Origin of the sequence: Nitrosomonas sp. Nm84 (assembly GCF_003201565.1) — a bacterium.
Lineage (GTDB): Bacteria > Pseudomonadota > Gammaproteobacteria > Burkholderiales > Nitrosomonadaceae > Nitrosomonas.
In genome coordinates, this window is record NZ_QJJP01000004.1 from 31859 (window position 1) to 51303 (window position 19445).

Sequence of the window (19445 nt, forward strand, 5' to 3'; positions counted from 1 at the left end):
AATCATTAGCTCGGTAGATTTTCGAGTATTGCGCGATTCTCTGTCTTCATAGTTAGCGAAACAAAAAGTTTGATTTGACCACAATTATCGCAATGGGAACTTTTCCGTACTGATTTACTCACTATTTTAGTAAATTTTGTATGCCGGTTGACATTCAAAAGCGCAATCGTTGCCCAATGCCTTTATAATACTGAGTAGTATTCGATACAACAGCTACCCGATTAGCTCGGTAACTATCTGATTAAATCAAAAAAATCAAATCTTAATACTTCTGAAAAATAGAATAAAAACCTCTTGTCTTAAATGATTGGAGGCTTCATCACTGGAAAGCTCATTTTATGATTCATATATCACGCAAAAAAGAAATTCGTTCGCATACTTCCCTGCGAGGTTTGGCAGCTTTGATAGTTGTCTTCGTTCATTTTCGATCCTTTTTTCATTCATCGATAGATCCCGATGAATTTACATTTTTTCTGTATAAAGGTTATCTTTGGGTAGATTTCTTCTTTATTCTCAGCGGTTTTGTCATGGCGTATGTGTATGATATCGAACACCCGAAGCGCTATAGCATGCGTGACACGATGCATTATCTGATTGCTCGAATTGCTCGAATATATCCATTGCATCTGATATCGCTTGTGGCAACACTGCTATTTTTTATTATGGTTGCATTCATAAATTGGGGATTGGGAGAAGAGCCTTGCTGTGGATTCGATGACTCCTTACGAAATGTTGAATCATTAATAGCCAATCTATTTCTGATTCACGCATGGGGTATATTTGATTGGGTAACGTGGAATTTCCCCTCATGGTCTCTGAGTGCGGAATTTTTCTGCTATCTGATTTTTGCTGTGCTGCTGACTATAAATGGCGACAACCGTAAGCTGGCTTTGGTTGCGCTGTCATGCACTGCAGTGCTTTTCTATTGTTTATGCATTGCTACCAGTAGCGATGTCGATGAGAACTTTCGCTTGTCTACCATACGCGCTGCGTCGGCTTTCACGATCGGTATGATGTTGTTCTTGGGGCGTGAGGCGGTTTCTGCTGTCTCGGAAAGAAGTTTGACGTGTATTCAGATTGCTGCCTGTATTGCACTTTTTTTCTCGCTTCACTTTGGTGTAACCGATATTTTATCGATTGGTTTGATGGCCTTGATCGTTTTGGTGACCTGGGAAGATCGTGGCTATTTATGCAATTGTCTCGACACGCGCTATGTTCATACGATTGGGTTGCTGTCGTTTTCTATCTATATGTGGCATTACCTGATCAAGTTTATTGCCAAACAAGATTGGGAGAGCTTCACCGGGCTGCCCGTGCAAAGCAGTGTAATGGGATCGGTGCTATTTGTTGTCTGCATGATTGGTTTAGTCATTCCAATCGCAGTCGGGAGCTATCGACACCTGGAAATACCCGCGCGACAATGGATTAGCTTGCGATTGAATGGCTTACTTGAAACCAAGTATTCCAAGTATTCACCAAACTGGCAGTTGGCATTGATATCTAGTGAAAGAAAAAGATGAACATATCTTTTCGGTGATTTATCAAATCGCTAAAATTCTTCCTGATTGCCAACAAGCATCATGAGTTTCAGGAGTTGTCTGGCGATGTATGTGTCTGATGATGCATAAAATTTAACAGATGCATATCCGGACTTTCAGTCCGTAACTCAAACCCACCGGCTTTGGCCGGTGGTTGTTTATTTAGCTAGCGAAGATGCTGTTTTTGTTATGAGCGACAGTGTCAGCATTGATCAGAATCTGTGTTGTTGGTATCGAATGAAAATTCGATTATGGGTTGTGTCTTGCAATCACAAGCATATTAAGCGCTACGCATGTGATAGCGTTCCAACCAGAATTTGTACTGATCAGGAAGTATTTGCTCGGGTTGTTTAATGCCAAGATCGAGAGCCGCCTTGTAAGCCCAATGCGGATTTGCCAAATGTGCACGACCAACGAATACAATGTCCAGGTCTCCATTACGAACGGAGGCATCGGCAAGCGATGGGGTATCAAAACCCCAAGCCGATCCGACCGGAATACCGGCTTCTTCCTTTATGCGTCTGGCATAAGGGGCCAGAAAAGCCGGTCCCCAAGGAATTTTTGCTTTTGGTGTCGAAAAGCCTATGCTTACGCTCATAAAATCAAGACCGTTCTCTTTAAATTTCTTTGTCAATACAATTGCTTCCCGAAGTGTTTCTGCATCATGACCATCAAACTCCAATGCACCAAAACGTATTGTAAAAGGCAGGTTCTCAGGCCAGATCTTGCGTACGGCTCTCATAGTTTCCAACAGATACCGGCCACGATTCTCTGCATTTCCGTTATATTCATCGGTGCGCTGATTGGTGTGACGAGAAAAAAAACTCTGCGCCAGATAGCCATGCGCAAAGTGCAATTCCAACCATTCATAACCCACATCTAGAGCCCGCTTGGCCGCTGCTACAAAATCATTTTGCACACGAGAAATATCATCTTTTGTCATGGCGCGTGGCACTCGATTTAACGCGTCGGTTCCGAATGATGTAGCAGAAGGCGCGATCGTTTCCCAAGCATTGGGTTGATCGATCGAAATATGATCATCTCCCTCCCATGGCTTATTTGCACTGGCTTTCATGCCTGCATGGGCAATCTGAATTCCAGGAATTGCGCCTGCCTTTTTAATTGACTGAGCAATTCTCGCATGTTCAATTGCTTGCTCGTCATTCCATAGTCCTGTGCAAGCATTTGTAATCCGTCCATCTGGGGAAACCCCGGTCGCTTCTACAATAACAAGACCAGCTCCACCTCTTGCAAGCCCTGAATAATGTGCAAAATGCCAATCATTAGGTACACCATCAATGGCAGAGTACTGACACATGGGTGGTACAGCAATGCGATTGCGTAAAGTTATATCTTTTAACTTGAACGATTCAAATAAAGTGCTCATCGTTTTTTCTCTTTATTTTTTATAGGTTTTAGGTTCGTAAGGTCTAATATCTGATTAATGGTCATCGCCACTGACAGTTCATCAGATTATTCTTACCAACATTAAAGCGATATATTACTTGCCTGGAGATACCATATCAACAATCGAACACGCTGTGTTTTTATCCAGCTACAGAGCTACTCTATTGGTTGGCATATCACTGAGAACGCATCGATTTTTTAACATACTTCTAAATTAACAGATCATGCCTGCTAGTTTGGAATCTTTCATGATAAACTTATTTTAAAAAATCTATGCAACCTTCTGGAGGGAAACGGAAATGTCGGTTATGCATACTGTCATTCTTGATACACTGCGGAAGTTACATAGTTAGCAAGCTTGGTAAAAATGCAGTGAATCTAGCTATTAAAAGCCATGCAACTGTTGCTGGGATCTCTTCAGTGTGAACATAATATTTTTCATTCCTGACACGCTATCAGATGAAATTGCGGTGTAACTGAGCGCAATGCAATCTTCTACGCTTATTTATATTTTTTCATAATCTTAATTTCCAAAAAAATAGGGCATTCGGAAAACTAAGGGAAAATTATGTTTAAGATTTTAGAACACTCCAAGCAATCAAGAGATTCTCGGTATTTTATATCGTCATTTCTATTGTTATTGTTTTCCTTTACAGTAAATAATACATATGCAACAACGCATTCGAAGGAGCATTTATTAGCCGTATATATTTTTAAACTAGCTGAACATATTCAATGGCCTAATTCCTCTCAAAAGGATTTTTATCACTTACACCTCATTGACAAAGATAGTCAGACAGAAGATCAGCTCAGGATAATCTCACAAATTAGAAAATTACATGGAAAAGAACTCAGAATCACTCGCAGTACTGGCGACAATATACCGAATAGTGTCGAGCTGATTTTTGTCGCCAAGAATGCAATAGAGAAATACTCGCAAGTTTTTCCGGTAACGCAAAATACAAATACGCTGCTCATTTCCAATGATCTGAATAATGATCGGATCGCACTGATAGATTTAAGGGAAGCTTCAGGTAACAAGATTTCATTCAAAATCAATAAGGCAAATATTTTAAACCGTAACTTAAGCCTTAACCCCGACATCATTCTGTTGGGAGGTACCGAAATTGACGTTGCCCAGTTGTATAAGGAAGGGCTACAAAACCTCCAGGCTCAGGATCAATTATTACAAGTCCTAAAACAAAACATTGCCTCTCAGCAAGCTAAAGACACGCAATTGAAAGCTGATCTTACAAGAACTAAGAACGAAGAATCACGGCTTTCGCGACAATTATCTGATGCAGAGGAAAAAATAAATCAACAAAATAGTGAAATCGCAAAGCTGCAGAAAAAAATTGAAAAGGAACAAGCAGAACTAGAAATACTGAGATTGAACACGCAAAAAATACAGGCGATGCTTATTCAAAAGAATAAAGCGATTCATGATAGCGAAGTTAGATACGGTCAGCTCAAACTGGACATAGAAGAAAAAACAAGAATTCTAGATGAAAAAAAACAGAAGATCCTGTTAGCCACCAATCAGCTTGAAAAACAAGAAGCCATCATTCATTACCAGCAGAGATTTTTATTCCTTCTCATGGTTATCGGATTACTGACCGTACTGCTGTTGATCATAACCTTTATTGGGTACAGAAATAAAAGGCTATCGAACCAATTGCTGGAAAAAAATGCAGTGGAATTGGCACAGGCAAAAAAAATTGCCGAACATCACGCATCAGTAAAAAGCGCGTTCTTATCGAATATGAGCCATGAGTTACGTAATCCTCTCACTGCCATTATAGGTTTTTCACATTTAATCTACAAAAACCCGATAACACCGCAAAATATCAAAGAACACTCGAATATTATCACGCGCTCAGCTAATCATCTTCTGGGACTCATCAATGATGTTCTGGAAATGTCTAAAATTGAATCTGGAAAAATTGAACTGTATGAAGAAGACATAGATTTTCGCGGCATGATTAATGATGTAGGAAATATGTCGAAAATTCTAGCAGAAGAAAAAAATCTGAATTTAATCTTAGATCTTTCTCCTACTTGTCCACATTTTATACGCGTAGACGCAGGTAAATTGCGTAGAATTTTTATTAATTTGATCAATAACGCAATTAAATACACTAAGGAAGGTGAAATTTCGGTGTGTATTAAATGCGAGCCAAGCGAGAATCAAAAAATTAATTTACTTTGTGAGATAAAAGATTCTGGTATAGGAATTTCAGCTGAGAATTTTGAAAAAATATTTCGTCCTTTTGAGCAAATACCAAAAGATAATCAAAGAAAAAATTCAATGCCTGGTACAGGATTAGGCCTGAGCATCAGCAAAGAGCTCATTGAGTATATGCACGGATCAATCAGTGTAGAGAGTAAACAAGGCTTTGGTTCAACATTCAGATTTAATGTCATTGTATCCAGTTCTCCGCATGAAGCGACGTCATTACAGTGCAGAACTGAAAAAATATTTCTAGGAATAAAGCCTGACCAAAAAAGAGTAAAAGCATTGATTGTTGAAGACATTAGCGATAATAGAATTTATCTGGAAAATACGCTTAATAACTTACATTGCGAAGTTGTATCGACTGGAAATGGCGAAGAAGCAATAGAAGCAATTAAAACCCATCAATTCGATATCATTTTTATGGACATAAGAATGCCTGTTATGGATGGCATTGAAGCAACCGAACTAATTCGCCAATTGCCAATGGGAAAGAATATTAAAATCATAGCTATAACGGCTTCAGCTTTTAAAGAAGAGCAGGAAAAAATTATGCCGCACGGTTTTGATGATTTCATTAAAAAACCGTATTTACCAGAAGAGATTCGTGATTGCCTGGCAAAGCACTTGCAGCTAGAGTTTATATATCAAAGCGACTTTACAGACCTAGAGTCATGGGAAGATAGCAACAAGAAAGTCAAAGTTGACATAAAAGTAGAACTCAAAAAACTTACGCTGAATGAGAGACTTGATTTAGAATCGGCGGTATTGACACTTGATGTCGAAAAAACGATGAGTCTTATTGATGCGATCAAGATACAGCACCCAGAATTGGCCGATAGTTTGCGAGTACTTGTCGAAAATTACGATTTCACGCACTTACAGTCGATTATTAAAAATATAAAAACAATCTAATGGCGAACGAACAAAAATTAAGCTAGGAAATTATGAAAAATCCACCAGATGTATTAATTGTAGATGATACGCTAGCCAATTTAAAAACGCTGGCAACTATCCTTAAAGAAGAAAACTACAAAATACACCCCGCCACCAGCGGCAAGCTCGCACTGGATAGCATTAATCATTCCCTTCCGGATCTCATTCTTCTGGATATTCGGATGCCTGATATGGATGGCTACGAAGTCTGCAAAATAATTAGAAATATGCCTTCTTGCAACTCCATTCCTATTATCTTTATTAGTGCTTTAGATGATGTATCCGATAAAGTCAAAGCTTTTTCAATGGGTGGAAATGACTATATTATTAAACCGTTTCGCGAAGAAGAAGTTAAAGCCAGGGTTGCTACGCATCTCAAAATAAAGTGCTATCAAGACAAGATGGAAGATCTGGTTGCCGCAGCGCTTAACGAAATCAATGCTCTGAATCATGAAATTATCGAAACCCAAGGTGAATTGCTATTCAGGTTGAGCGAGGTTTGTGAATCTAGATCACGGGAAACAGGTTCGCATGTTAAGAGAGTCTCGGAATTTTCGTATTTATTCGCAAAACATTATGGTTGCAGCAATGAAGAAGCTGAATTGATTAAATACGCTTCACCCATGCATGATATTGGAAAAATCGGAATACCTGATTCCATTTTACACAAGGCTGGCAAGCTGGATCCGGAGGAATGGAGAATCATGCAATCTCATCCAGTGTTAGGGTATGAGATACTGCATGGCTCACCTCGTCCTCTAATAGCCCTGGCAGCACAAATAGCCTATGAACATCATGAGAAATGGGATGGGGCAGGCTATCCCCGTCAAATTTCTGGCAATGAAATAAGTTTAGCGGGACGCATCGTCGCATGCGCCGATGTCTTGGATGCGTTGTCATGCGCACGCTGTTATAAACCTGCTTGGGAGATTGATATGGTCATGACTTATTTTCGTGAGGAATCAGGAAAGCATTTTGATCCTTCCCTCGTTGAAATATTGCTTTCACAGCAAAAAGAATTTTTGAATATAATAGATTTGTACCAAGACAAACTTTAATCAAAAGCATTACAGGCAAGAATTTCATCTGGAGTTGGAACTATCCTCATTTCCCAGAACTTGGAATTTTCCAATTTCAGGCATTCTGATGGTTGAATCCACGAAATCAATAGCCTTTTTGCAGTGTCAACATCATAGACGCTGGTTCTGTCCAGAACAGACCAGGTTGTAAAAAATTACGCCGACTCAGCTCATCATCTGCGAGTGCTAGAAGATTATGTCCATCAAGGCGTACATAAAGATCCCGACCGAGTTGTTTTGATAGGCCCACATTCCATAATGCCGACGTATCGTATGCATCATCTGGGACTGTAATATTAAGTTTTGCTAATTCATGCTTAAGGCGATCAAAGCTCCAGTTTACAACCAGTGAACTGGAAGCTTGAAAACCGTTACCCCATTTTTTGTCTAAAATAAGCTTGGACTGATGATCTGGAAATCGATAGAAAACCCGAGCAGTGCTGGCAAAATTACGGTCTGTCGTGCCATAACTGTGTAATAGTGTGACGTTGAAGCTATCTGATGTGTAGCGAAGCGTTGCGTCAATTCCTGCATTGCGATAACCATTATTGTAATGATCACCCTCACTGTTAGCCCGCCAGTTTAGCCAAGGGGTAACAGTGGCATGAATTTTATCGGTTGGATGATGCTCGTAGGTCAACTCGAGGTTATCGACCTTATCGGGTAAAGCCCCTACATGACCGTAAGCGATACGAAAATCGCGTATATCATCTTCGGTTAAGAATCGAACCGCTCTACTGTAAACAACCTGTAGGGAATTATTATGCTTCAGATCTTTAGTGATAGCGAAACGAGGAGATAGCGATGTGCTGGAATGTTCATGAAAGTCGACACGGCCTCCTGCAAAAACGGCCCAATCTTCGCGTGGCTTCCAGTTGATTTCACTAAATATTCCATGATTCAGGATCGTCCAAGGTTCTACTTTACCCGATGTTAGCATAATGGCTTGATGATCCCGATCACCTTTTTCAAGGCTGCGCATGCCTAGCCGATTATGCCGAAATTCATAACCCAAAGCAGCTTTAATATTGGAGTCCTGGGGTTCCCAACGAATCAGATTACGTGAAACCAAATGATCTTCACGATCGGAACGGCTGGTAAAAACACTTACAGGTGCATTTTGAGCAGAATCCAGCATGTCATAAGAGGCATTGAGCTCCAGTCGAGTTGCCTCATTGAGTTTGATTTTTCTTGTCAACGAAGCCGTGGCTTGTTGATAAAAATATTGTATTCCATTCGGAAAATCAGCACTGAGACCAGGAACCGGTGATGCACTGGCAAGCGGCAAGGCCGTATCGACGGGATTCTTGATACCACCGCGCACATATCGTATCCATGCACTCCACGATTCGTCGTCATACTGCGCATGAAACTTATATTTGTTCTGATCTTCGTAGTTTTCCCGCAAATGTGGATTTTGATACGGCACAGGCGAACCGGCAAGAACCTCGCGTCCATCAAATGTCATACCGGATTGACCTGAAAACAAATGCGCCGAATCACGCGAAACGCCTGGTTGCCAGGCCACGCCCGCATAAATAAACAACCCCCTGTTATCACCTAACCGCCGCCCATGCCGAAATTCCAGTGTGCTTAAAAACTCATTAAACCCCTGACGTAAATTGATATCCGTACCTGAAAAGCTCAAGCCGGTATGCGTGGTCACATCGATCAGACCCGTGGTCGCACCATTTCCGCGAATCGATCCGCCAGGCCCGCTTAATACACCGATATGTTGAATATCGCCTAATAATGGGATATCGCGCTCTGTATTCGTGCCGCGTTGTGCGACGTGACGCGATTCCAGGCCGTTGACAACATAGAGCAACCGAGAATTCCCCATTTCACCGCGCATACCAATATTTGGCACGCCAAAATTATCATGGACGACATAAGCGCCGGGCACCAAAGCTTCCAGTGCTTGATTAAGGTCTCTAAATCCATGGTTTTTTAGCTGATTGCCCTGAATTAATGTAACTGAGCCAGGGATTTCTTTTTGCGATGTTGGTGTTAAGGAAACAGACGGGAAAAACTTTACACTTGAAAGTTCAGTTAAGGGCAAAGCTAATAATTCCTGCAATACGCGGTTATTACCTGGTCTTTTCGTGGGATGAGACCGACTAGTGGCCCCAGTTGCTTGCAAATTGTAACTGCAAAATAATAAAAAAATAGAAAGTTGCGCTAGTAAGATTTTCTTGCCCATTTTCTGCTATTCTCTTTCTCATGAAAATAAACATACAAAAAATAGTTCCTTAACTCAAACAGTTTAGTATCGGATTATGCATCAATCAAGATCATATCTAACACATTCCGCAAATTTATGAAATATGAAAACCACACGTGATCTCACAGAGCACTAATTTGGTGAGAATTGTAAGAAGATTCAGGCTATATTAATTAAATCAAGCTGGTTCCAATAAGATAAATCTGCTTCATACAGCAAGGATGTGATCCTGTTATGGTTGCATCTGATATATTTTCTTGGTTAATCACTTTATTGTAAAAAAATAAACTTGTTACGTCCCCAGTTGTTACTGCGACACATAGCAATATCAGCGTACTTTATGGGTGTTTTTATGTCAGTACCGCTTGCAGGAAACATTGCGACACCGATGCTATCGATATCATATTCTATGTTTACTTATTAAAAGTAAAGGCTCTGATAGAATATGAGGGATCTTCTTGGATACTATACATCTGAGGTAATGGAATGGACGCCCGCTATCTTAAACGGCATCGAAGTGCCAAAGCAGTGATGCAATAAAGCCCACCAAATAGTTATGGAGTCACGTCCATCTTCATTTCCGCTAATTCCTGCTTAACTCTGGATGGCTCTAATTCAAGCTCAGTCAGCGGTTTCTGATGCTTGCCTACTGTAGCGGGTTCACTTCGTTTGTCGTGCAAGTTTCTTTTCTGCGACGCGCTACAAGACCCAACAGACCAAGTCCTGTCAACAGCATAATGTAGGCTTCTGGTTCTGGCACTGGCGTAATCGACAAGTGTGCACCTGAGTTGTCGAATGTGAAGTTCGTTCCCAGCCCTGCGTTTAAACCGTGGAAGCTGACCGTTAAGCTATCCCATCCAGTAATATTATCGGCGAGCAGAAAATTCCAATGATTACCCGCTGAAGCTTGAAAGCCATCGATAAAACTGAACAGAACATTGCCTCCGGTAAAATCGACATTGCCGTTAATGGCCAACACGTCATAGAGTCCAGTTCCCGTTCCGGCAATTTCAAAATTAAGATTGCCGCTGCTGTGAAAATCGCCGTTGAACGTTAATGTACCTGGGGAATTGCCTGGATTGACACTGGCTCCGCTAGCGATGGTAACATCACCTGTGAATGAGCCGGCTCCGCTCACACTGCCGTTATTGATCTGCAAAGATGCCTGACTGAAGCTGCCGTTATTAATGGTTTCACCGGCATCTTGGGTGAATACGCCAGAACCGTTAATTGTTTTGGAATTCTCAAGCAGACCGGTATTGGTAAATTTGCCACCATTTTCCAGGGTACCCGTGTTAATTAGGGTACCACTGTTGTCAATTACACTCTCTCGAAAATCAGACAAGTCGTTGACAGTATTGCTAAGGATACCCTCATTGTTTAGGATGCCTTCGTTGTTCAGATGGCCGCTGTTGATCAGCGTGTTATTATTGTTTAGGGTGCCTTGGTTACCGAATCCATCTTCCTCGCCATTGATCAAGGTGCCGTAGTTAGTCAGTTTGCCATCAGTGTTGTTGGCCAGAAAGCCTGGGTGGTCGAAAAACCCTGCGTTATTCAGGGTGCCGTAATTGTTTAGGATGCCGCTGTTGTGCAAGGTTTGGCCGTTTATCAGTCGACCGTCGATGTTGTTAGTCAGAATGCCGTAATTGGTCAATCTGACACCCTCAAAAATGAATAGTGAACCGCTATTGTTCAAAGTGCCATAATTATCCGATATGAGATTATAGACCAGCTTGTTATTATTATTTAGAGTACCTGTAATGGTGTTGGTTAAGACACCACTCTCTATGAACCCGCTGTTATTTAAGATACCATCATTAATCAGCGTTCCGTCGCTCAGCCCGCCATTGTTGTTCAAAGTACCTTTATTGGTCAGTGTACCGTCTATGACTATGTCACCATCGGAATCAAAAATGGCGAGATTTTCTGCATCTGAATCAGAGATAACGATTGTGTTGCCAATGGGATTCGGATTCGGAGCAATCTGATAGGCTTGTATAAGAGTGGAGGTGCTTGTAAGCGCGATACTTGCCAGTAGCATAGAAATCTTTGTCATGTTCATGATGTTTCCTTTTATTGATGTCTATAGATTCAGACTCAAAATGATTTATAAGAATCATGGGTGGAGCGTTGAAGAACTGTCTGCGTTGCCGCCAAGGTGTTAAAAACAGGCTCAAGATGTTCATTGGTCACGTATAAACTGCGCATTCTCGCTATACCCGAAATGACAGTCATTTAAAAGCCTTTTCATTGATGAACTCTAAACCATCAGTGATCATAGAATATCTTCTGTAATTTATAGACTACTAAAATTTTTAGTGAGATAGCTTGAGGTAAATCAATAAGAATCTGGATTCATTAGCAATATTCAGATTTTTTCTGACTTTGCTGGTGATTAGATTCGCCATAAGAAGGCGCTGGCTTTTTTTCCTGTGACCTTGCCTTCAAATGCCAGTCCGGCATTTGCTTGGGAAAGCCCAAAACAAACATGCAGCGGTAATAAATGCTCTTCCCTGGGATGGCAATAGCGCGCAAAAGGTGCTTGATCCCAATGGATGAGTCGGGTTTCACGTTCTTGCACCGAAAGTTCCGGGTTGGTGCAGGTATCGATCAGCCAGTGTTCGAAAGCTTCATTTTTTGGATCAGGCGCATTGGCAGTTGGCGAGAAAAAGGCCCTGAGGTTGTGAAAGGAAAAACCGGAACCAATGATCAGTACGTTTTCCTGTCTTAATTCCGTCAAGGCTTTGCCAATTGCGATGTGCGCTTCGGCGCTGAGATTACTCAGCAATGATAACTGCACACAAGGAATGGTGGCGTCCGGGAACATGATTTTCAGCGGTACGTACAAACCATGATCAAAGCCGCGATGATTATCGAGTTTGGCTGCGATCCCGCCTTGTTGCAACCAGTGGTGCATTTTCTCGGCGAGAATCGGATCGCCGGGTGCGGGATATTGGATTTGATACGCCGCCGCGGGGAAACCGCGATAGTCGTAGAGCAATGCAGGTGTTTTGCCACTGGTAATGGTTACGACAGTTTCTTCCCAATGAGCGCTGATTACTATGATTGCCGAGGGCTTGCCGAGCGTTGGTGCTAAATTTTCCAGGAAACTGACCATATCCTGGTGGTTTGCATCGCCAAGCAGCGGCAGGGGACCCGCACCGTGGGGAATAAATAGTACAGGACTTAGCATGGCAGCCGGATATTGATCCATCTTGTCGATGTTTCCATATTTTACAGAATCAGGGTTTTTATCACCAATCCAATGATAGCACTGGCAGCAATCACGTGAATGACACCGAGTTTGAATTTAAACAGTGCAATGGCGGCAGCCAGCGAAATCAACGCCGAAATCCAGTCGAATGCGCCATCGAAGCCCGCAGGCCATAGTACGTGGTAGCCGAAGAATAGTGCCAGATTCAGAATCACACCCACGACAGCGGCGGTGATCGCCGTCAGGGGTGCGGTGAATTTCAGGTCATTATGCGTGGATTCCACCAGCGGGCCGCCCGCCAGGATGAAAATGAACGACGGCAGGAACGTGAACCAGGTGACCAGGCAGGCTGCGACAGTTCCGGCCAGCACTACCGATTCTGCTCCGAAAACGGCTTTGACATAGCCGCCTACAAAGCCGACGAATGCGACCACCATAATCAGCGGACCGGGTGTGGTTTCACCCAATGCCAGACCATCGATCATTTGCTCGGGCGTGAGCCAGCTATAGTATTCCACCGCGCCTTGGTACATATAAGGCAGAACCGCATAGGCACCGCCAAAAGTGACCAGCGCTGCCTTGGTAAAGAACCAGCTCATTTGCGTCAACGTGTGTTCCCAGCCGTAGGTGGTGGCGAGCAATCCCATTGGAATAGCCCACAGCAGTGCGCCGATCACCGCAATGAGCGCCAATCGTGGCCAGCGATGTTGCGCATGTTCCGGTGTCGGCGTGTCGTCGTCAATCAATGCTGCGCCGAAGGATTCTTTGGCTTTGCCATGACCGCCACCGGCCCTGAATTTATCCGGTGCAATACGGCCACCCACAAAACCAATCAACGCGGCTGCTATGACGATGATTGGGAATGGCACGTGCAGCGCGAAAATCGCGACAAACGATGCCGCTGCAATGGCCCACAGTACATTGTTTTTCAATGCCCGAGAACCAATGCGGTGAGCCGCCTGCACCACAATAGCCGTCACTGCCGGTTTGATACCGTAAAATAAGCCTGAAACAAGAGGGACGTCGCCGAAGGAAATGTAGATCCACGACAGCACGATCAATATGGCCAGCGAAGGCAGCACGAATAGCGCACCGGCGACAATCCCGCCCCAGGTTCGATGCATCAGCCAACCGATATAGGTAGCGAGCTGTTGCGCTTCCGGTCCAGGTAGCACCATGCAGTAATTGAGTGCATGCAAAAAGCGTTTTTCGGAAATCCAGCGGCGATTGACCACCAATTCCTGATGCATGATTGAAATTTGCCCCGCTGGTCCGCCAAAGCTGATAAATCCTAGCTTGAGCCAGAATAGAAATGCCTGCCAGAAACTGACAGAAGGCGCCACGGTAGTGGTCGGTTCAAGCGAAGAAGTTTCAGGCTGATCCATCGTTTGCGGCTCCTTGTTCGAAATTTTTCAGCAAACCGTCAAATACCGAGCTTGCTGTTTTTAAAAGCTTATCATCGTCGCCAATGGCATGACATAATCCCGCCAACACGCTCTCAATGCCGACGGCTTCGGGCAGTTGTATGCCGCCGACATCCAGGTAATGCACCAAAGTACCGAGCCGTTTCAGTCCGATCTGCTCCAATCCGAAACTCTCCAGCAGTACTTCAAACGTAACGCGGTGGTCGATATGCGTAAATCTTGCGCCATCGAAATCAAATCCAAGCGCATCTGCGGGACAGTCTGATGGTGATTTCAGCCACAGAAATTTGGCTTTTTTATCGATAAAACTGCGTATTAACCAGGCGCTGGCCAAACGATCTACCCAAGGGCGGTGACGGGTTGCCCATATGCGACCTTGAAAATCGCTGATCTGGAGACGGTTTATCGTGCGGCGGCTGATCGCATGCGGTTCATCGGGTGTCAGTGCTTGTGCGGTGGCCAGCTCCAGTTCTTGCAATGCGGTGTCAACTTGCTGCTGATGATTATTGGGAAAAAAATCAATAGCGATCAGACTGGTAAATGCTTTGCGTAATTTGCGCGTTTGCTTGAGTTTCTCCTGTGCGGTATCGCTGTTTAGCCCATTGCGCACATCAATGATTTCAGTCAGCAACTTGATGTAATCTCCACTGCGATCAAATAAGTGTACCAGCTCGGTGTGGTCAGGCTCATTGACATGCAGCACATAGGCAGTGCCGCCGCTTAACTGTACATCGGCAGCAATCATGTTCAGCGTGTTGCAGCAAGATTCCTGATCCGGCATTAAATACACGCCATCGCGCAATACAGCGGCACCGGAGGCTTTTAAGGTGCGCCACGAGCGCATGCGCACGGTGGCATTTTCAGTGGGTAACGATAGGATCAGCGCGATCAGTTTCATAGTGTAGAGATTATGACATATCTGTATCAGTGTCTACAATATAGTGTTGTGTGAGTCTTCTGCATCGAATAGTCAAGATGGTTGCAATCGTGGAATCGATATTATTTATTTACAGTTTGCAGCAGGCATTTCACCGGATATTAAGCGATCATTCTCAGTATGATATTCTATTCGTGTAGGGGGGTATTATTTTAAAAACGAATGGAGGGTCTTTAACATGAAACACTATATGAAACAGCTGGTCATGTCTGTTTGCACATGCTTACTACTGGGTAATATTCATTTGGCTGCAGCTGATACCGCCAGCGATACTGAAATTTTGCTGAATTGGGCTGAGAATACTTATCCGGAGTACTTTCCAACGCATCAGGCCACACAGAATATTGATCCTTGGCTGTACAGGTTTTATCCTGAAACAGGCATTTATGCCGGCGTAAACAGGACCGACAATAACGTCTACGCGCTGGGAGGACCATGGGGAGATACGCCAACATTAATCGACACACTGCCTAATTTGGTTGCTCTTGCAGGTTCCGGCAACAGCAGCATTCCTGCTTGTAATACCGCGAGTGCACCGGCTGGAATGCGTTATGCTCAGAATGGCAATATCGTTGATATCACCACGGACGGACAATGTATTCCATTGCCTACCAGCAACAACGTGTGCCAGGCACCCCAGCAAACGACAGAAACAGGGATTTCCGTATTGACTAGCAGCACGGTTATCTCATCCAGATTCGAAGGGTTCAAAATTGATATTCCTGGTATTCCGAATCCATTCGAGTCTTTTGCCAGTAATTTCTCCAACAGCAAACATTGCACCATCAACGTGCCCGCCGAAGGAGCCAATCTGATTATAAACTCCGATGTCTGTTATGACATGACTGCACAATTTGGCAGTGAATTTGAAAATATTCCTGGAATCACGATTACTCCGCCGATTACCATGGCGAGAAAAGATACCACGACCAGCCAGACCGTGCCGGATTGTTTTGCTACCGATGCGGATACTATTTTCAATACAGTTACCAACGAATTCTGGATCAGGAAGGATGGCGTTTTCGAGAAACAATAGTCATCAATTTCATCATTACAGATCGTAAGGAACGCAACGTTTTTAGTCGCATCAATTGACACAAACGTTGCGTTCTGTGGTGGTCTCCGCTTACTTAACAGGCCATTGAAAAACTATCTGCGTTGCCGCTACGGTGTTAAAAACAGGCTCAAAATGCTCATTTATTACGCATAAACTGCGCTTTCCCTCCTGTTTTTGCCTGGTATCGGCTGCCTCGAAAACGTTTTCCAATGGCTTGTTAAGCCCTGCCAGAGTTTTCCTCCAAATAGTGCAATTCGGGTATATTTCCAAATAAAACAAAATCGAAGAACAGCACCGCTAATCAAAAGCTGGTGGCGAATGTCCGTGTTGAGTTGACCGGAAAGAATCTAGCCTGCCGGTGTCCGCACGATGCCCATCCGAAGATATTTGTCATGTTGCTGTTCTGTTTTAGCTGGTCAATAATAAAGAGGGAATAGTCAAAATGATTGAATATGAGCTGTCAATATTTCTATTGATTATAAGCACCGTGATCATGGTACAGATTGCTTTTAGAGATTTTTTTATGAATTGGCTGAGTGTTTCAACGGAGACTTATGCCAAGTGGTTGTTCTATCTTACCAGCATACAACTTATTGTGATTATTGCTGCATCCATGCACTCGATCATTGATGCTCATCAATAAACAATTAATAGAGATTCTGGTCATGTGTTGGGGTGTGGGGCGGGGGATTGATTCTATTTTTAGGAAATAACGCCGGGGAATGTGATATAAGATCAGAATTGAGATTGAATGGCTTGATTGACCGCTAAAAATTCGTGCAGTAAATTTATTATGGCAGAGTTTTAGGCATATAACCTTTGATTAAATAATTAATACACTTATTAATCAATTTATTGATAATATTTGATGGTGCCCAGAAGAGGACTCGAACCTCCACACCCGAAGGCACATGGACCTGAACCATGCGCGTCTACCAATTCCGCCATCTGGGCGATGCAGCAGCCTAGTCAGGCTGCGAAAGAACGCGTAATTCTATAGGAAACCACTGTTTTGTCAAATAAGAAGAAGCAAAAGCTGCGTAATCTGGATCCGCATTATCAGCGCGAAAAAGAACGCTATGAGCATCCATTGCCAAGTCGGGAATATATTTTGCAGATTTTGCAACAGCAAGGAATCCCGACTGCCGAGCATGCATTACAGAAAATACTGTCGATTACTAAAAAAGAAGAGGCGTTATTCAATCGTCGACTGACGGCGATGATTCGTGAAGGTCAGATTTTCCGCAACCGCAAAGGCGATATTTGCGTCATGGAAAAACTGAATTTGATCAAAGGCAAAATCCAGGGTCATGCAGATGAATTTGGCTTCCTGATTCCGGATGACGGTAGCCCGGATCTGTATCTGAGCGCCAAGGAGATGCACAAAGCGTTGCACGGTGATCGGGTTTTGGTGCGTGAAATCGGGCTGGACCGGCGCGGACGCCGGGAAGCCGTCATTGTGGAAGTGCTGGAATCTACCAATACACAGTTGGTAGGACGGTTACATATCGATCACGGTATTTTGTTTGTGGAGGCCGAAAACAAGCGCATCAGTCAGGATATTCTGATCGCCCAGGAGCATTCGCTCAAAGCCAAGGCGGGCCAGGTTGTCATGGTGGAAATTATCCAGCAACCCAGCAAACAAACACAGCCTATCGGTAAGATTATTGAAATTCTTGGCGACTACACGGCGCCTGGCATGGAGATTGAAATTGCGTTGCGTAAACACGATCTTCCGCATGTTTTTTCTCCCGAGCTTGAGAGGCTGTCAGCTAAATTCCCCAAGAATGTGTTAAAAAAAGAATTGGCGGGGCGCAAAGATATTTGCCACTTACCGCTGGTGACCATTGACGGCGAGACTGCACGGGATTTTGACGATGCCGTTTTTTGCGAAAAGGAAGACAAGGGATATCGGCTGTATGTAGCGATTGCGGATGTCAGCCACTATGTAAAACCACATGACGTGATTGATGAAGAAGCGTTGAATCGCGGCAATTCCGTTTATTTTCCACGCCGCGTCATCCCGATGTTGCCCGAGGTTTTATCGAACGAGTTATGTTCACTCAATCCGGATAAAAAGCGCCTCTGTATGGTGTGTGAAATTCAGTTTGAGGCGAATGGTGACATACTGGATTATTCATTTTATCCGGCTGTGATGTGCTCACATGCACGGCTGACCTATACGAAAGTAGCTGCAATGCTGGCTAATCCCAAAGGTGCGGAAGCTAAGGAACACGCAAAGTTGTTACCGCATTTGCAACTCATCTATAAACTATTCAAGGCTCTACTGAAAGCGCGTAAAAAACGCGGGGCGATTGATTTTGAAACCATTGAAACACAAATGTTTTTCAACGAACACGGAAAAATCGAGAAGATTGAGCCGGTACAGCGTACCGAAGCGCATCGCCTGATTGAAGAATGCATGTTGGCAGCCAATGTTTGCGCCGCAGACTTTCTGCAGAAACATGGTCAAACGACGCTGTACCGTATTCATGAAGATCCAACACCCGAGAAAGTCGTCGCCTTGCGCAATTTTCTCAAGGAATTCGGTATTCAATTGGGCGGAAAAACTAAACCCAGTGCCAAAGATTATGCGCAGACGTTGCTTAAAATATGCGACAGGCCGGATGCGCAATTGTTGCAAACAGTCATGCTGAGATCTTTGAAACAGGCTGTTTATAGTCCCGACATTACCGGGCATTTCGGGCTTGCTTACGAGTCCTATACACACTTTACTTCGCCGATCCGCCGCTATCCTGATTTGCTGGTACATCGCGCGATTAAGGCGGTACTCGCCGGTGAAATCTATCAGCCTGGAGATTGGCAAGAATTAGGCAAGCATTGTTCAATGACCGAGCGGCGTGCCGATGACGCAACGCGTGATGTCGAATCCTGGCTCAAATGTTTTTATATGCAGGATAAAATCGGTGAATGTTTCGACGGTGTAATCAGCAGCGTGACGGGGTTTGGCTTGTTTGTGGCTTTGGACAATGTGTATGTGGAAGGGCTTGTACACATTTCAGAACTGCCGAGTGATTATTTTCATTTCGACGCCACCAAACATAGCTTGCTGGGCGAACGTAGCGGCAAACAATACCGTCTTGGCGACCGGTTGCGCGTCAAATTGGTTCGTGTCGATCTGGAAACCAGTAAAATCGATTTTGTATTAGCGGATCCGGATAAAAAACCGCTTCGATCGAAAGTAACGGCTTCATCCAAAAGCAAGAAAGCGCGCTAACAGGTTGTTGAAAAACTATCTACGTTGCCGCTGCGGTGTTAAAAGCAGGCTCAAAATGCTCATTTATTAAGCATAAACTGCGCTTTTTCGCCCGCTTTTGCCTTGCATCGGCTGCCTCGAATACGTTTTTCAACGACCTGCTAATCCTTAAATTGTTT

The 19445-nt window shown here is 43.7% G+C and carries 12 protein-coding genes and 1 tRNA gene; 6 read left to right on the forward strand and 7 right to left on the reverse strand.

Features of this window, described 5'->3' with window-relative positions; genetic code table 11:
* Positions 1-338: 338 nt before the first annotated feature.
* Positions 339-1520 (forward strand): acyltransferase, encoded by a 1182-nt coding sequence (locus tag C8R34_RS03320; RefSeq protein WP_110337824.1) that lies wholly within the window; start codon positions 339-341, stop codon positions 1518-1520.
* 298 nt (positions 1521-1818) lie between these two features.
* Here the strand turns inward: C8R34_RS03320 and C8R34_RS03325 are convergent, their stop codons facing one another.
* Positions 1819-2925 (reverse strand): NADH:flavin oxidoreductase/NADH oxidase, encoded by a 1107-nt coding sequence (locus C8R34_RS03325; RefSeq protein ID WP_110337826.1) that lies wholly within the window; start codon positions 2923-2925, stop codon positions 1819-1821.
* A gap of 588 nt (positions 2926-3513) precedes the next feature.
* On the opposite strand from C8R34_RS03325, the gene C8R34_RS03330 reads away from it, so the two are divergent.
* On the forward strand, positions 3514-6093 hold the full coding sequence (locus C8R34_RS03330; protein WP_110337828.1) for a YfiR/HmsC family protein: 2580 nt from the start codon (positions 3514-3516) through the stop codon (positions 6091-6093).
* 32 nt (positions 6094-6125) lie between these two features.
* Positions 6126-7172 (forward strand): HD domain-containing phosphohydrolase, encoded by a 1047-nt coding sequence (locus tag C8R34_RS03335; RefSeq protein WP_110337830.1) that lies wholly within the window; start codon positions 6126-6128, stop codon positions 7170-7172.
* A 106-nt stretch (positions 7173-7278) separates the two neighbouring features.
* Here the strand turns inward: C8R34_RS03335 and C8R34_RS03340 are convergent, their stop codons facing one another.
* From C8R34_RS03340 to C8R34_RS03360, 5 genes are all read right to left on the reverse strand, one after another.
* Complete coding sequence (locus tag C8R34_RS03340; protein ID WP_165872515.1) at positions 7279-9255, reverse strand: TonB-dependent siderophore receptor; 1977 nt, start codon at positions 9253-9255, stop codon at positions 7279-7281.
* A gap of 808 nt (positions 9256-10063) precedes the next feature.
* The gene (locus C8R34_RS03345; protein ID WP_110337834.1) at positions 10064-11479 is read right to left on the reverse strand and encodes a PEP-CTERM sorting domain-containing protein; all 1416 of its coding nucleotides are present in this window, start codon (positions 11477-11479) and stop codon (positions 10064-10066) included.
* Between the two features lie 333 nt (positions 11480-11812).
* On the reverse strand, positions 11813-12631 hold the full coding sequence (locus tag C8R34_RS03350; protein ID WP_110337836.1) for a class III extradiol ring-cleavage dioxygenase: 819 nt from the start codon (positions 12629-12631) through the stop codon (positions 11813-11815).
* A 20-nt stretch (positions 12632-12651) separates the two neighbouring features.
* On the reverse strand, positions 12652-14016 hold the full coding sequence (chrA, locus tag C8R34_RS03355; protein ID WP_110337838.1) for a chromate efflux transporter: 1365 nt from the start codon (positions 14014-14016) through the stop codon (positions 12652-12654).
* The gene (locus C8R34_RS03360) at positions 14003-14953 is read right to left on the reverse strand and encodes a chromate resistance protein ChrB domain-containing protein (protein ID WP_110337840.1); all 951 of its coding nucleotides are present in this window, start codon (positions 14951-14953) and stop codon (positions 14003-14005) included. The genes chrA and C8R34_RS03360 overlap by 14 nt, the downstream gene beginning before the upstream one ends.
* 217 nt (positions 14954-15170) lie before the next feature.
* Here C8R34_RS03360 and C8R34_RS03365 point away from each other — a divergent pair, with 217 nt between their 5' ends.
* The gene (locus tag C8R34_RS03365; RefSeq protein WP_110337842.1) at positions 15171-16028 is read left to right on the forward strand and encodes a hypothetical protein; all 858 of its coding nucleotides are present in this window, start codon (positions 15171-15173) and stop codon (positions 16026-16028) included.
* Positions 16029-16491: 463 nt separating this feature from the next.
* On the forward strand, positions 16492-16692 hold the full coding sequence (locus C8R34_RS03375) for a hypothetical protein (protein WP_110337846.1): 201 nt from the start codon (positions 16492-16494) through the stop codon (positions 16690-16692).
* Positions 16693-16918: 226 nt separating this feature from the next.
* Here the strand turns inward: C8R34_RS03375 and C8R34_RS03380 are convergent.
* A tRNA-Leu gene (locus tag C8R34_RS03380) sits at positions 16919-17003 on the reverse strand.
* A gap of 58 nt (positions 17004-17061) precedes the next feature.
* On the opposite strand from C8R34_RS03380, the gene rnr reads away from it, so the two are divergent.
* Positions 17062-19287: a ribonuclease R gene (gene rnr, locus C8R34_RS03385; RefSeq protein ID WP_110337848.1), complete on the forward strand. Its 2226-nt coding sequence runs from the start codon at positions 17062-17064 to the stop codon at positions 19285-19287.
* Positions 19288-19445 lie beyond the last annotated feature (158 nt).

What these genes read in the sequence shown, in the direction of transcription:
- C8R34_RS03330 (WP_110337828.1), top strand. Translation starts at nt 3,514, where the DNA reads ATGTTTAAGATTTTAGAACACTCCAAGCAATCAAGAGATTCTCGGTAT.
- C8R34_RS03335 (WP_110337830.1), top strand. Translation starts at nt 6,126, where the DNA reads ATGAAAAATCCACCAGATGTATTAATTGTAGATGATACGCTAGCCAAT.
- C8R34_RS03360 (WP_110337840.1), bottom strand. Translation starts at nt 14,953, where the DNA reads ATGAAACTGATCGCGCTGATCCTATCGTTACCCACTGAAAATGCCACC.
- C8R34_RS03350 (WP_110337836.1), bottom strand. Translation starts at nt 12,631, where the DNA reads ATGGATCAATATCCGGCTGCCATGCTAAGTCCTGTACTATTTATTCCC.
- C8R34_RS03325 (WP_110337826.1), bottom strand. Translation starts at nt 2,925, where the DNA reads ATGAGCACTTTATTTGAATCGTTCAAGTTAAAAGATATAACTTTACGC.
- C8R34_RS03345 (WP_110337834.1), bottom strand. Translation starts at nt 11,479, where the DNA reads ATGAACATGACAAAGATTTCTATGCTACTGGCAAGTATCGCGCTTACA.
- C8R34_RS03365 (WP_110337842.1), top strand. Translation starts at nt 15,171, where the DNA reads ATGAAACACTATATGAAACAGCTGGTCATGTCTGTTTGCACATGCTTA.
- C8R34_RS03320 (WP_110337824.1), top strand. Translation starts at nt 339, where the DNA reads ATGATTCATATATCACGCAAAAAAGAAATTCGTTCGCATACTTCCCTG.
- C8R34_RS03375 (WP_110337846.1), top strand. Translation starts at nt 16,492, where the DNA reads ATGATTGAATATGAGCTGTCAATATTTCTATTGATTATAAGCACCGTG.
- chrA (WP_110337838.1), bottom strand. Translation starts at nt 14,016, where the DNA reads ATGGATCAGCCTGAAACTTCTTCGCTTGAACCGACCACTACCGTGGCG.